We start from the raw sequence: 15,695 nt of genomic DNA on the forward strand, positions 1-15,695 counted from the left end.
TGAGTGTAGTCACTAAAAAATTATGTTGGCTACACTATTCTCGTGAGTGAGAGCAGGTACGAGAACGTGAACGAGAGCAGGAACGAGACCAAGGGCGCGGCCGAGCTGCCGCTGAGGGAGCGCAAGAAACGGGCGACCCGGCAGCGGATCTCGAACGTCGCCTCGGCGCTGTTCCGGGAGCGCGGCTTCGACCAGGTGTCGGTCGCGGAGGTCGCGCGCGCCGCCGAGGTGTCGACGATGACCGTCTTCAACTACTTCCCGCGCAAGGAGGACCTGTTCCTCGACCGCATCCCCGAGGCGGTCGAGATGTTCGGCGGGGCCGTACGCGACCGCGCCCCCGGCGAGACCCCGCTCGCCGCGCTCCGCCGCCTCGCCCTCGAACTCCTCGACCGGCGCCACCCGTTGGCCGGCCCCGACAGCGGATTCCCGGACTTCTGGGAGGTCGTGGCCGACTCGCCCGCCCTGCGCGCCCGGGGCCGCGAAGCCCTGGAGGAGATAGAGAACGCCCTGACCACCGCCCTCACCGAGACCGCCCCGGACACCCCCGACCCCGCCCTGACCGCGGCCCTGACCGTCGCCGCGTACCGCACGGTCTACGTCACCACCGCGCGCCGCGTCTTCGCGGGAGAGGGCGCGGAAGGACTCGTAGCGGACCATCGGGCACGGGTGTGCGCGGCCTTCGACGTGTTGGAACGGGCGCTCACCCCGGCATGACATACGGCCCCGGCGCGTTGCACCCTGTGGAGGAGAGGGGGTGCGGCCGGTGAGCGCACGTGAGCAGGCACTGTGGACGAGGGCGAGACTGGGCCACTGCGGCCCGCCGCTCGACCTCCTGACGGCCCGCTTCGACCGGCATGTCTACGCCCCGCACGCGCACGAGGAGTTCACGATCGGCGTCTGCGTCGGCGGCTCGGAACTCATCGACTACCGCGGCGGCCACATCCGCACGCAGCCGGGCTCCATCGTCGTACTCGCCCCCGGCGAGATGCACACGGGCGGCCCCGGCACCACCACCGACGGCTACGCCTACCGAGCCCTCTACGCCGACCCGGGACTGCTGACGGACGGCATCCTCGGCGCGGCCCTCCCGCACTTCCGCGAGCCGCTCCTCGACGACGCCGAACTGGCCGTGGCGCTGCGCTCGGCGCACACCCAACTCAGCCTCTGCCCGGACCCGTTGGAGGCGGAGTCCCGCCTCCCGTGGCTCCTCACGGCCCTCGTCCGCCGCCACTCCGCATCGCGCCCGGTGTCGGACGAGATCCCGGGCGCGGCCTGGGTGGCCCACGCGGTGCGGGACCGCCTGGCGGACGAACTACTGACCCCACCGTCCCTCTCGTCCCTGGCAGCGGACTTCGGCCTGTCCCGCTACCAGCTCCTCCGCGCCTTCCGTACGGCGATGGGGATACCGCCGTACGCGTGGCTGGCCCAGTACCGGGTGACCCGGGCGCGCGGTCTGCTGGACGCGGGCGGGCGGCCCGCCGAGGTGGCGGCGCAGGTGGGCTTCGCGGACCAGGCGCATCTGACGCGGTGGTTCCGGCGGGTGCTGGGGGTGACGCCGGCGGCGTACCGCAACAGCGTTCAAGACTCCCTCTGAGGGGCCGGCGCAGACTCGCCGTATGACTGCACGCGGCTGGTTCCTGTTCTCCCTGATGGGAGTGGTGTGGGGCGTCCCCTACCTGATGATCAAGGTGGCGGTGGACGCCCCGCTGTCCCCGTCCATGGTCGTCTTCACGCGCTGCGCCCTGGGCGCCGTACTCCTCCTGCCCTTCGCCCTGCGCCAGGGCGGCCTGACCCGCACGGTCCGGACGCACTGGCGCCCGATGCTGGCCTTCGCGTGCATCGAGATCATCGGCCCGTGGTTCACGCTGACAGACGCGGAACGGCACCTGTCCAGCTCTACGGCGGGCCTGCTGATCGCGGGTGTACCGATCGTGGGCGTGCTGATGGCGCGCTTCTTCGGCGAGACGGAGAGATTGGGCGCCCGGCGGGTGGCGGGCCTGGCACTGGGCCTGGCCGGGGTCACCGTCCTCACGGTCCCGCATCTGACGGGCGGCGACGCGCGCTCGCTGGTGGAGGTGCTGCTGACGGTGCTGGGCTATGCGACGGCACCGCTGATAGCGGCCCGCCACTTGAAGGACGTCCCGACACTCCAACTGACCGCCCCATGCCTGGCGTTGGCGGCGATCGTCTACGCCCCGGCGGCGGCTCTGACCTGGCCGTCCACGATGCCCTCGGCTCAGGTCCTGGCCTCTCTCGCCGGCCTGGGAGTGATCTGCACGGCGGTGGCGTTCGTGGCCTTCCTGGAGCTGATCAAGGAGGTCGGTCCGACGCGTTCGACGGTGATCACGTACGTCAATCCGGCGGTGGCGGTGGCGGCGGGGGCGCTGTTCCTGGGGGAGGCGTTGACGGTGGGTATCGCGGTGGCGTTCACGTTGATCCTGGCGGGGTCGGTGCTGGCGACGGCGGCCACCGGTCGGAGGGATGGTGCCCGCCCGGTAGCATGGTCGACACGGCAGACGAGCCGGGCGGACGGTCGCGTGGAGTGCCCCTAGGGGGACTTCCCGAGGAACGTCCGGGCTCCACAGGGCAGGGTGATGGCTAACGGCCACCCGGGGTGACCCGCGGGACAGTGCCACAGAAAACAGACCGCCGGGGACCTCGGTCCCCGGTAAGGGTGAAACGGTGGTGTAAGAGACCACCAGCGCCTGAGGTGACTCAGGCGGCTAGGTAAACCCCACCCGGAGCAAGGTCAAAAGGGAGTTCCTTCCTAGGAATGGAAAGGGGCTCCTGCGCGGACGTTCGAGGGCTGCCCGCCCGAGTCCGCGGGTAGACCGCACGAGGCCGGTGGCAACACCGGTCCTAGATGGATGGCCGTCGCCGGGGGGATCGTGAGGTCCTCCCGGACACAGAACCCGGCGTATAGCCTGACTCGTCTGCCGCTCTTTATTTTCGCAGGTCAGAGGACATGTGTTCTCGCTGAACAAGCTGTCCGGGTCGATTCGGGGGCGAATTCGGGCTGCAAGTATCGTCGTCCCTGTCCACTGCGCGTGCGACGTATTTGGCATTCCGGGCATCAAATGCGGTCCGATGTCGATCTGTAGTGGACATCCCGGCACCGGCTGCACGCTGAAGTACATGTACGCGGTGTCCTCTTGCTGACCTGCTCGGGCTGAACTTGAGCACCGATGGCGCCTCCTCTAGCGAGCCGTGCTCGGGCCAGGATGGGTGACGTCACTCGCGCAGCATGTCGAGACAGCTACCGATAGCGCTCTCTCGGGTGTCGTTGGACGCGGCGGATGGAACCCCCGCGTGCGGCGGTGAAATCTGTCGAGACTGGACATAGGCGCTTGTATGCCGCACAGACTTGGTGCGGCGGCGGCGGCGGTGGTGGTCGGGATCTCCTTGTTCGACTGCCGAGGCTTGCCCATCTCTGTGCTGCCTTGCGTGCGACTTGGGGGCGTTCCCGCGTTTGGAGAAGTAGTGCAAGGCATACCTGCGGAGGTGGCGTCCCGTCCGACGGTGTAGTCGATCAAGTGCGCGGAATGTGCAGGTCATTGCCCGCATCGAATCGGCTCGGGGCCGCCGATGGCGCTGACTGCAGATCAGCCGTGTGTGAGGTCGGCACCGTGTCCTCGCCGTCGTCCGACGCGAGGCATGCGAACGTGTCGAGCGGGGGCGCTTACTGTCGGCGTCGGCTTAACGATTCACCCGTCGCCGACAGGCGGCAGGTTCGAGTCCTTGGGGTGGCGCCGACAACATCTGTACGGTCCTGCAGCCGTCGTGAGCTGGTGCTTTCCGGAACGGGGGTTGTGCCGTAGGAGCTGATCCGGCTTCGTATGGGTGGTTCCCGGTGACTGCCTCCGGCGAAACGGTGCACGACGAGTCTGTTGACCCTCGTGCCGCTCCCACAGCGTCTGCAGGTGGTGCTGCTGGTCAGCAGGCGGGCGTTGGCAGTGGGAACCTGCGCTGACTGCGAGTTTGGGACCGGTCGGTGGCGATTCGGTGACTGAACGCGCTCCGTGGAGAATCTCAAATCCAGGTAAAGCTAAGCCGTACTTGTGCAGTCGACGTCGTGTGGTGGGTGTCCGGATCTCGACGTTGCGCATGCTGCCTATGTCGGGACATGAGCCTCGTGTGAAGTGGGCTAAAGATTCATTTAGCGCTTCAATCCGACGCTTCGGATATGTGGCTGGAGTGGCCCGGCTTGCCTCAAAAGGTGCGCTGGAGGCTTTGGTGGCCAGCCCTTGACGCGTGCGAGTAAGGGCTGGGTAAGGTCCCCTTACTTTTGAGGATCTTGTGACTTCCGGGTGGGGACTCTGTGAGGTCGGGGGCGGGGGAAAATGAGCGTGTTCCGAAGACGGCGCGGTGTGGGCCAATCGCTGATCACCGTGATTGCGGCTGCGGTTTTGGCGAGCGTCGTGCCGTCGACGGGCGTCGGCGCCCCGGCCCACGCCGAGGAGCGGTCGACCGGCACGGGCGGAACCAAGACTGCGGTGACGCTCTCCGCTGCTGAGGATGCGGCCGAGTCGGGCGGTACCAACGTCGAGGTCACCTCTCTGCGTACCGAGTCGGGTGAGGTGTACGCGACCCCCGACGGTCGGCTGGAGGCGGTGCAGCACCTTCGGCCGGTGCGTACCTGGACCGATGGACAGTGGAAGGCGATCGACAACACCCTGGCCAGTCGGTCCGACGGCACTGTGACGCCGAACGCCTCCGCGGTCGGGATCGTGTTCTCCGGCGGCGGCACAGGTCCGTTGGTGTCGTTGGAGCGCACGGGCAAGGAACTGTCGTTCTCGTGGCCGACAACGCTTCCTGCGCCGACCTTGGATGCAGACACTGCGACGTACGCGGACGTGCTTCCGGACGTCGATCTGAAGGTGAGGGCGACCGGCGAGGGCTTTTCGCAGTTGCTGGTCGTGAACAGCGTCGAGGCGGCGAAGAACCCGGCGCTCGCCGAACTGAAGCTGGGCGTCGGCTCCACGGGACTGGATCTGCAGAAGAGCACGTCCGGCGGTTTGGAAGCAGTGGACGAGGCGGCGGGCGGCGTCGTCTTCCAGGCGGCGCAGCCCGTCATGTGGGACTCGACGGAGGCGACGGGCCCGCAGACGCAGTTGGTTCGAGGTGCGGGGCAGACGGCCGTGGATGCCGCCGACTCCGCTGCTGAGGATGGGCCGGGGGATGCGGCGAACATCGCGCCGATCGGAGTGGAGGTGGCGTCGGCCGGCGATGAGCTGAGGCTGACGCCGGATCAGGATCTGCTGACGGATCCTGGCACGACGTTCCCGGTCTACATCGATCCGCAGACCTACACCCCGAAGGCGGGGGAGTGGACGATGGTCTCGCGTTACTGGGCGTCCTCGCCGCAGTGGCGGTTCAACGGGGACTCGGATGCAGGTGTGGGCTACTGCGGGTGGGACTACTGCGCTCCGTATGACCTGAAGCGGGTCCTCTTCCGGTTTCCGACCGGCAAGTTTGGCGGCAAGTCGGTTCTGAAAGCGACGTTCGTGGCGCACGAGACGTGGTCCGGCTCCTGCGAGGCGCGGTCGGTGCAGTTGTGGCGGACCAAGAATATCACCTCGTCGACGACGTGGAACGACCAGACCTCGGGGACCGGGTTCTGGATCGATCAGCTGGATGCCCGGTCGGTGGCCAAGGGCGGAGGCTCCGGTTGCCCGGCGGGCGATGTGGAGTTCGATGCGACCGCCGGGGTGAAGTACGCGGCCGCCAACGACTCCTCGTACACGACGTTCGGGCTCAAGGCGGCAAGCGAGGACGACAAGTACGGCTGGAAGCGGTTCTCGGACGACGCATATCTGCGGGTGAAGTACAACCAGACGCCGAAGCAGCTCGCGATGAAGCAGCTGACCATGTCACGCGGCGGTACGTGCCACACGCCGGACACCAAGGTGGCCATCAACTCACTTCCGACCATCACGGCGAGCGATGTGACGGACCCGGACAAGGACCAGGTCAGTGTGCAGTTCCAGGTTTGGTGGGACGCCGGCAGCGGCTTCGCCGCCCAGTGGACCTCGGCGAGAATGACACCGAAGTCATCCGGCTCCGACTTCTCCACCAGGTTGACCGAGACACTCTCCGGGAAGGCGATTCCGAAGAACAAGACGATCGCCTGGTTCGCGCGGGCCTGGGACTACGACGAAGACACCTACTACAGCGCGTCTCCATGGTCGGCCGCGGGCTCGGCCACGGGGTGCTACTTCGTCTGGGACACCTCCGTGCCGCCCGCGCCGACCGTCGCGTCGGGCGACTATCCGGCCGCCGACGACAGCGATCCGAACGATCCGGTGTACGACGGTGTAGGACGGAACGGCACTTTCACGATGTCCTCGTCGGACAACGGCGTGACCAAGTACTGGTACGGGATCAACGCTGATCCATCTGCGGACAACGAGGTGAGCACCTCCGGTGGGGCCGCCAAGTCGATTACCTTCCGGCCGACCAGGGCCGGCGCGAATTTCTTGTCCGTCAAGTCTTTCAACGCGGCGGGCACCGGCAGCGAGATCGCCCGCTACATGTACAGGGTGAAGGCGGGTCAGCCGACGCGCGCGCAGTGGAAGCTGGACGAGGCGTCCGGCGCCACCCAGGCCGAAGGCAGCGCCGGCACGCGCACCCTGGACCTGGAGGGAGGCCCCACTCTGGGGGCCTCGGGCGTGAAGGGCACCGCAGTCTCCCTGGACGGCGTGGACGACTACCTGGTGTCGGACATCCCGGCAGTGGACACGTCGATCAGTTTTTCCGTGGCTGCCTGGGTAAAGCTCGACAAGGTGCCGGACACGGCAGCGGTGATCGCGGCACAGCTGGGCAACAACGCCCCGGGTTTCGAGCTGTACTACTCCAAGTCCCGTGACCGGTGGGCGTTCGACCAGTACACGGCGGACACCGCCTCCGCGACGCCCGTGCAGGCGGAGCAGGCGGCCGCGGGCGGGGTCAAGGCTGGTCAATGGGTGCATCTCGTCGGCACTTACGGCGCGGGCGCCAACCAACTGTCGCTCTATGTCAACGGAGTGTTGGCCGGGACAGCGCCGTATTCCACCCCCTGGGACGCTCGACGGGGTCTGCAGATCGGCGCCGGCTCGCACAGCGGAACACCCGGATCCTTTTTCCCAGGCACGATCGACGAGGTTCGCGTCTTCGAGAAGCCTCTGTCGGCCACGGAGGTCAGCGACCTCTACAACAAGAACTCCATCGGCAGTGGTCGTCCGGCGCGGGCAGTGTTCCCGCTGGATGAGCCGGCCACCGACACCGACGGCAATCCGACGGCGCAGGTGACGGGCCGTGCGGATGTGAATCCGGCGGTTCTCAAGGGCGGGGCGAAGCTCGGCGATCCGGGCCGTGCGGGTACGGCGCTGAGCCTGGACGGCGTGGACGACTACGCCGCCACGCCCGGTCCGGACCTGAACAACCAGACCAGTTTCTCGGTGACGGCCTGGGCGAAACTGACCAAGACCAAGCCCACACACGGTGCGGTGATCGCGACTCAGGCCGGCACCGTGATGCCGGGGTTCGAGCTGTACTACTCGGCTTCCTACGGCTGGACGTTCAACCAGTATTCGAAGGACAGCACGGACGGTGTTGCCATCCGAGCCTCTCAGGGCGACGCAGCACTGGCGCCAGGGGGCGAGTGGACGTACGTCGTGGGTTCCTACGACGCTGTCACCGATGACTTGCGGCTGTATGTTCAGGGCAAATGGGTGGCGACGGCCAAGGTCGACGCGCCGTTCTATGCCGGCGGTCCGGTACTGATCGGGGCCAGCAGATTCAGCGGTACGGCATCCAGTTTCTTTCCCGGCCAGATCTCCGATGTGCAGCTGTACGACAGGGCCCTGTCCGCACCGGAGATCGCTGAGTCGTTCGAGAACCGACCTGCGGTGGAGGGCCGTTGGAAGCTGGACGCCCAGTCCGGAACGCTCTCCCCCGACGACCTGGTCCGCGAAGACCACACGGCACACCCACTGACACTGGGGAACGGGGCCTCCGTCTACCTGACGGACCCCAACGTGAAGATCGGCGTCGGCGAACTGACGTTGAACGGCACCACCGGTTACGCGGCCACCAGCACCTCGCCCATCGACACCAGCAGGAGTTTCACCGCGTCGGCCTGGGCGACGACAGCGGGTCGGCCGACGAAGCCGATGACGGTGATGAGTATGGCCGGGGCGAACACCAACGCGTTCGCGGTGCGGTACGTGCCCGACGCGACCACCCCGGCCACCGCCGGTCGCTGGCAACTCGTCACGCGCAACGCCGATTCCACGACGGCAACCGCCTCCACGGCTGAACACTCCCAGTTCCAGGAGAACGACTGGAACCACGTCGCGGTCGTCTACGACGCCTACGCCGGGCGGATCGCGCTGTATGTGAACGGCCAGGTGCAGGGCATGTCGTGCCTGGACGACACGACGTGCAGCGAGGAACAGGTGTCCTGGAACTACTCGGTCCTGCCGTTCGCGGCGGCCAAGGGGCTGCAACTGGGCCGGCTCAAGACCGGCGCCAGTACCTGGGGCGATTACTGGAGCGGTGCGATCGACGACGTCTGGGTCCTCCAAGGCGCCGCCGCCGACACACAGATCCAAAGCCTCAACAGCGGTGTCGACCTGGGCACCACGACCGGCCCCTGACACGGCGGCCTGGTGCGGCTGCCGACAGACAGGCAGCCGCACCGGCAGCGAGCAGCAAGTACCCAAGCATCAAGGCCATTTCCGGTCGAAGCCCTGCCAGTCGGGGTGAGGCGGCACGGGACGACGGGCAGAGTGATGGAGCGAGCCATGACAGCGAGGGCACGGACGTGCATCCGGCGCAGAGTCGCCCTGACGGTTTCCGCCGTACTGGTCGGCACCCTGATCCAGGCGGCGGTGGCCGAGCCCGCCGCAGCAACCGACATCAAGGTTCCCGCCTCGGAGAAGCCGTTGACCGGGCACAGCGTCAAGCCACTGCCGCGAGTCTCGGACCATCAGCCACGCGCGCCGAAGTCCGCGCCCAAACGGGCCTGGGCGAAGGCCGGTTCTGCGACTGTCACACTGCGATCTCAAACAGGGATCACAGCCGTCCGGGCAGGTGACCTGCCGATCTCCCTGGCCGCCACTCCTCCGGCCAAGGGCAAGAAAGCCACGGCCCGTACATCCCTGACCGGTACGGCCACGGTGCGTGTGCTGGACCGTAAGAGCACCGAACGCGCCGGTGTGGACGGAGTGTTGTTCTCCGTGCGGCCCCAGACTGGGACGAAGGGAGACTCGGTCGGTGTCAGCGTGGACTACTCGAAGTTCGCGCAGGCGTACGGCGGCGCGTATGCGGCGCGGCTCAAGCTGATCCGGCTGCCCGCGTGCGCGGCGACCCACCCCGGCACCGCAAAGTGCTCCACCGCGCAGACGATCCCCACCCACAACGATGTGAAGGCGAAGACCCTCACGGCCGCCGCGGTGCCGTTGTCAGCAGCGGACAGCAGCGGCAGTGCGGCCACGACGCTGCTGGCGGCGACCACCGGTACGTCAAGCGACCAGGGTGACTACAAGGCCACCGAGCTCTCGGCCTCCTCCGCGTGGCAGACCAACCTGAACACCGGGGACTTCAGCTGGTCGTACGACATGCCCGTGCCCGAGGTACCGGGCTCCTTCACCCCGCAGGTGGGTCTGTCGTACGCCTCCGGGACCGTGGACGGCCGTACGGCGAACACCAACAACCAGGCCTCCTGGGCAGGCGACGGATTCAGCCTGTGGCCCGGCTTCATCGAGCGCAGCTACAAGTCGTGCGCCGACGACGGGGTGAAGAACGCTGACGGCACCAAACCGGGCGACCTGTGCTGGGCGTACGACAACGCGACGCTGTCGTTCAACGGGCACTCCGGTGAGCTGATCGCAACGGGCAAGAACACCTTCAGGATCAAGGGCGACGACGGCACCAAGGTCGATCGCGTCTACGGCGCGGACACCAACGACGTCCGGTCCAACAATGCTCGCAACGACGAGTACTGGCGGGTCACGACCACGGACGGCACCCAGTACTTCTTCGGCTACAACCGGCTTCCGGGCTGGACATCCGGCAAGTCGGAGACGAACTCGGCTTGGACCACGCCGGTCTTCGGCAACGACGAATCTGACCCGTGCCACGCTGCCACATTCGCCGGCTCGTGGTGTCAGCAGGGCTGGCGATGGAACCTGGACTACGCCGTCGACACCCACGGCAATGCGATCGCCTATTACTACAACAAGGAGGGAAACTACTACGCCCGGAACCGGACAGCGGCCGATGAGACCCCCTATGACCGCGGCGGGTCTCTGGACCACATCGACTACGGCCTGAAGTCCGCGTCCATGTACGGGGCGGCGCTGGCCAAGGTGGATTTCACCTCCCTTGAGCGCTGCCTGCCCGAAACAGGCGTCACCTGCGACGCCTCGACGATCGACGACAAAAAGTTCTACTGGTACGACACCCCGTGGGACCTGAACTGCAAATCCGGCGCCGACTGCTACACCGCCAGCCCCTCGTTCTGGACCCGCAAGCAGCTCAGCGCGGTTACGACCAAGGTCCTGCAGTCGGACGGCACGTACCAGGCAATCGACTCCTGGGCCCTCAACCACCGTTGGGGCATGTCGGACATCGACTACCAGTTGCTGTTGGAGTCCATCCAGCACACCGGCAAGGCGGCCACCCCAGAGATCACCCTGCCCAAGGTCGCCTTCGCCTACGACCAGCGCACCAACCGTCTCAAGACAGCCGGGGACGACACGTCCGCGTTCATCAAGGAGCGCCTGTCCGGGATCTCCGACGAATCCGGCGGCCAGGTGTCGGTGCAGTACTCCGCAGCGGCTTGTGACGCCTCCAGTTTGCCGAAGCCCGAGACGAACACGACCCGGTGCTTCCCCGCCTATTACACCAAGGAAGGCGATGCGGATCCGACCCTGCAATGGTTCAACAAGTACGTGGTCGACTCGGTCACCGAGACCGACCGCACCAAAGCCTCCCCGGAGATGGTCACTCGCTACAGCTATCTCGACGGAGCGGCCTGGCACTACGACGACGATGACGGTCTGACCAAGGAGAAGTACAAGACCTGGTCAACCTGGCGTGGCTATGCCCATGTGCGGGTTCAGACCGGCGGCCAGGACCCGGTCGGGATGAAGTCGCAGACCGACCACTACTTCTTGCGCGGTATGGACGGCGACAAGGCGGCTCCGGCCGGCGGCACCAAATCCGTCACCGTGTCCGACGACAACGGCGGGACCATCACCGACCACGAGTCCGCAGCCGGCTTCGAGTACAAGACGGAGCAGTACAGCGGCCCTGGTGGCAGGCTCCTGGGCAAGACCGTCAGCACTCCGTGGCACCACCAGACCGCGGTACGTCTCCGTATCTGGGGCAGCGCCACCGCCAACCTGACCGGCACCGCTTCCACCCGCACCTGGACCTCCCTGGACGATGGCGCAGGCAGCAAGTGGCGCACCACCTATCAGACGAATGCCTTCGAGGACACCGCCGGACGCATCACCCAGACCGACGACTTCGGCGACGAATCCATCTCAACGGACAACCAGTGCACGCGTACCACCTACGTCGACAACACCAGCGCCTGGATCCTCGACGGCCCCTCCCGGGTGGAATCCGTCGCGGTCAAATGCGCGGACACCCCGGACCGCTCCAAGGACGTCGTCGTCGACATCCGCAATGCCTACGACGGGCAGGCCTACGGAGCCGCCCCCACCAAGGGCGACGCCACCCGTACGGCGACGCTGAAGTCCCATGACGGGACCACCGCGACCTACACCGAGGCAGGCGCGACCTACGACAGTTACGGTCGCCAGAGTTCCGCGACGGACATCACCGGCACGGTCACCGCGACGGAGACCACCGCGCCGGTACGTGCCGACCGCACCGGGGGACTCACCACTACGACGGCCTACACGCCGACGGCAGGCTTCCCCACCGGCTCCACCATCACCATCACCCCGGCCTCCGTAACGGGAAACACAGCCACCGCACAGACCACCACGACCACGTACGACACCGTCAGGGGCCTCCCCCTCACTGTGGTGGACACCAACATCAAGCGCACCGACACCACGTACGACGCGCTCGGCCGCAAACTCAAGGTCTGGCTGCCCAACCGCTCCAAGGCCAACAGTGAGACCCCGAACTACGAGTTCTCCTACACCATCACCGACGGCAAGCCGTTCGCGGTGGGTACGACCACCCTGTACGGAACGGGCCGCAAAACCTCCTACACCCTCTACGACGGCTTCCTCCGCCCCCGCCAGACCCAGGCTCCGGGACCGGACGGCGGCCGACTGATCAGCGACACCTTCTACGACGAACGCGGCCTGACCACCAAGGCCTTCGCCCCGTACTACAACACCAGCGCCCCCTCCACGAGCCTGCTGACCCTGGATGAAGCGCTGGCGGTGGAGACACAGACCTGGAACGCCTACGACGGTCTCGGCCGCGTCACCAAATCGCAGCAGATCGCAGGCAACGGCGACAACGGCACGGTCCTGTCGACGACCGTCACCGCCTACGGGGGCGACCGGGTCACCGTGACCCCGCCCAAGGGCGCCACTCCGACTACGACCATCACGGATGCCCGCGGCAACACCACCGACCTGCTCCAATACCACGCCGCCACACCGACAGGCGCCTACGATCAGACGCACTACGAGTACAACCCGGCCGGCAAGCTGACCAAGCTCACCGACCCGGCAGGCAACGTCTGGAAGTACGAATACGACCAGCGCGGCAACCAGAAGCTGGCAGCCGACCCGGACAAGGGCACCGCGACGTCGGAGTACGACGACCGCAACCAACTGGTCTCCACCACCGACAGCCGCGGCAAGAAGATCACGCACATCTACGACGGTTTCGGTCGGGAGACCGAAACCCACGACGGCGACGCCTCCGGAACCCTGCTGACTATGCACGTCTGGGACCCGAGCGGCTTCAAGGGCCAGCTGTCCACCGCCACTCGCTACGTCGGCGGGGCGAGCGGTTACGCCTACACCACCACCTACAGCCAGTACGACGCCCTCTACAGGGCGCGCCGCACCACGGTCACGATTCCCGACTCCGAAGGCACCGGGCTCAAGGGCTCCTACCAGACAAACGTCGGCTACAACATCGACGGCACCGTGGCGTCGGTCGGCTACCCGGCCGCGGGCAGCCTGACCGCCGAGGCCGTGACTCCCGTCTACGACGACGTGCTGCGCCCCAAGACCCTCTCCGGCAGCGGCGGTCTCACCTACGTCACCAACACCGTCTACAGCTACACCGGCAAGGCGATGCAGTACACGTACAAGGCCGCCGGAGCTGCGAAGACGGACATCTACAACGCATACGAGTGGGGCACCCAGCGGCTCCACAGCTCCAGCGTGTACCGCGACGGAATGGCGGGCACCGACAAGTCGGCAACGTATGGCTACGACGAGGCCGGCAACATCACCTCCCTCTCGGACGTCTCCCGCGACGGCACCGACAACCAGTGCTACACCTACGACTATCTCGGCCGCCTCACTGATGCCTGGGCCCAGAACACCACCACCTGCGCCACGACCCCGTCGGCTTCGGTGCTCGGGGGCCCGGCCCCGTACTGGCAGTCGTACACCTACGACCTCAGCGGCAACCGGCTCACGGAAACCCAGCACGACGCCACCGGCGACACGGCCAAGGACGTCAAACGCGGTTACAAGTACCCGGCCGCAGGCGGCAAGCAGCCCCACATCCTGACCCAGGTCGACACCACAGGTCCCAACGGCGTCTCCCAGGACGGCTACACCTACGACAGCGCGGGCAACACACAGACGCGCACCCTCAGCGGTGACAAGCAGACCCTCACCTGGGACGCGGAAGGCCACCTCGCACAGGTGAGCAAGCCCGACGGTAGCGGCGGCACCAAGACCACCTCATACGTCTACGACGCCGACGGCAACCGCCTGATCACCCACACCGACACGGACACCACGCTCTACCTCGGCGGCACCCAGATCACCCTGGCCAAAAATGCCACCACACCGAAGGCGACCCGCTACTACGACCTCGGCGACGGCAACCAGGCCATCCGCACCGACGACAACAAGCTCAGCTTCCTCATCGGCGACCACCACGGCACATCCGAACTCGCCATCAACGCCACCGACCTGACCCTGCAGCAGCGCCGCTCCACCCCCTTCGGCGCCGCACGAGGCAAGGCACCGACAAACTGGCCGGGCGACAAGGGCTTCGTCGGCGGCACCCAGGACACCAGCACCGGCCTGACCCACCTCGGCGCCCGCGACTACGACCCCGCCACCGGCCGATTCCTGTCCGCCGACCCGGTGCTGGACGCGGCGGACCCGCAGCAGATCAACGGCTACAGCTACAGCAACAACAGCCCCGTCACCCGCTCCGACCCCACCGGGCTCGAAAGCTGCGGCCCGAGCAATCCCGGCTGCTCCCAGGACAACATCGCCAGCATCAACAAGACCGGTAGGTACAAGTCCTCCAACAAAGACACCAATACCAAAACAACCACCGGCAGTAAGTCCGGAGTGAAAACGGCCAAGGACGGCCAGCCGCTCATCCAGGGGATCAGACTCCCCACGAAAAAAGAACTCGTGGCCCGCTACGCCATCCTCGACCCGCGCCACACCACCTACAGCCAGTACCTGGCCCGCTTCGCCACGGATCTGTGCTACATCCGCGACGACAAGAACGGCGGCTTCTGCGACACGGCTGAACGAGCAGGCCTGCTGCCCGGCCCCCAGAACGACCCGTGGGGCGTCAAGGCCACCATCCACTGCATCACAGGACGCGGCGACTGCGCCGAAGCGGCCGTCGAAGACGTGATCACCGTGGCCACGCTGGCGTGGGGGTCCGTCAGCAGGGGGCTCCTGGCGCGTGGTGCGTCGAGAACGGTCGTAGCGGAGGCCGAGGAAAGCGCCACGGTGGCGATGCTGAGAGAGGCATGCAGCTTCACCCCGGCCACACCGGTCCTGCTGAAAAACGGCAAGACGAAACCCATAGGCAAAGTGAAACCCGGCGACCAGGTCGCAGCGGCCGACCCTCAGACCGGTAAGCGCAAGGGAGCGCGGACCGTTACGGCTCGCATCGTTCACCGCGACAACGACCTCGTCGACGTGACGATCCGCAGCGCCGATGGCCGGAGTGCCACCCTCCACGCCACGTCCAACCACCCCTTCTGGGACGACACCACGCACACCTGGGTCCTCGCCGGCAGCCTCCGGCCCGGCCACACCCTCAACACGGCCACCAACCAGCACATCCAGGTCATCGACGTCGAGACCCGGCCCGGTCAGGCCGATATGTACAACCTCACCGTTGAGCAACTGCACACGTACTATGTGGTTGCCGGGACGGCGCCGATCCTGGTGCACAATTCCACGTGTAGCGTGACGATGTCGTCTGCGATTGGCGATGACTCATTGCTGACGAAAGCCGCGCAGCAAGCCGGAAAGAATCAGGCGGTCCAGCGGGATCTGGACAATCTATTCAGTCAGCTTGCCAATGGAAACATGAATCCCGGCATCGGATCGAAGGCCCTCGCGGGGACTGACGTCACCTATGCGCGAGGAGCTAATGGTGGGCGTCTGTTCTTCCGAAATGCCGACGGTGGGGTGCAAATCGTAGGCAAGTCGGATAAGGGAAACGAGTCCAAAGTTATCGGAAGGTTGATGCAACTCTATGGCCAGTAGCCCTTT

General features: G+C 66.6%; 4 protein-coding genes, 1 other RNA gene and 1 pseudogene. All 6 read left to right on the forward strand.

Annotated elements, in window-relative coordinates; translation table 11 throughout:
• Positions 1-42: 42 nt before the first annotated feature.
• The 6 genes and pseudogenes from OG194_RS33320 to OG194_RS33350 all read left to right on the forward strand — a co-directional run bounded on the left by OG194_RS33320 (position 43) and on the right by OG194_RS33350 (position 15,689).
• Positions 43-714 (forward strand): TetR/AcrR family transcriptional regulator, encoded by a 672-nt coding sequence (locus OG194_RS33320; RefSeq protein WP_442811667.1) that lies wholly within the window; start codon positions 43-45, stop codon positions 712-714.
• 49 nt (positions 715-763) lie between these two features.
• A complete protein-coding gene (locus OG194_RS33325; RefSeq protein WP_327404467.1) occupies positions 764-1,594 on the forward strand; it encodes a helix-turn-helix domain-containing protein in 831 nt (276 codons plus the stop codon).
• Between the two features lie 85 nt (positions 1,595-1,679).
• Positions 1,680-2,399: pseudogene (locus OG194_RS47715) on the forward strand (DMT family transporter); the annotation flags it as partial.
• Positions 2,400-2,517: 118 nt separating this feature from the next.
• An RNA gene (gene rnpB, locus OG194_RS33340) (RNase P RNA component class A) lies at positions 2,518-2,936 on the forward strand.
• 1,404 nt (positions 2,937-4,340) lie between these two features.
• A complete protein-coding gene (locus tag OG194_RS33345; RefSeq protein WP_327404470.1) occupies positions 4,341-8,636 on the forward strand; it encodes a LamG-like jellyroll fold domain-containing protein in 4,296 nt (1,431 codons plus the stop codon).
• A 147-nt stretch (positions 8,637-8,783) separates the two neighbouring features.
• On the forward strand, positions 8,784-15,689 hold the full coding sequence (locus tag OG194_RS33350) for a polymorphic toxin-type HINT domain-containing protein (protein WP_327404471.1): 6,906 nt from the start codon (positions 8,784-8,786) through the stop codon (positions 15,687-15,689).
• Positions 15,690-15,695: the final 6 nt, after the last annotated feature.

This window comes from Streptomyces sp. NBC_01288, assembly GCF_035982055.1.
Taxonomy (GTDB): Bacteria; Actinomycetota; Actinomycetes; order Streptomycetales; family Streptomycetaceae; genus Streptomyces.

Excerpts from the sequence above, each read along its gene's own strand:
- OG194_RS33345 (WP_327404470.1), top strand. The coding sequence starts at position 4,341 with ATGAGCGTGTTCCGAAGACGGCGCGGTGTGGGCCAATCGCTGATCACC.
- OG194_RS33350 (WP_327404471.1), top strand. The coding sequence starts at position 8,784 with ATGACAGCGAGGGCACGGACGTGCATCCGGCGCAGAGTCGCCCTGACG.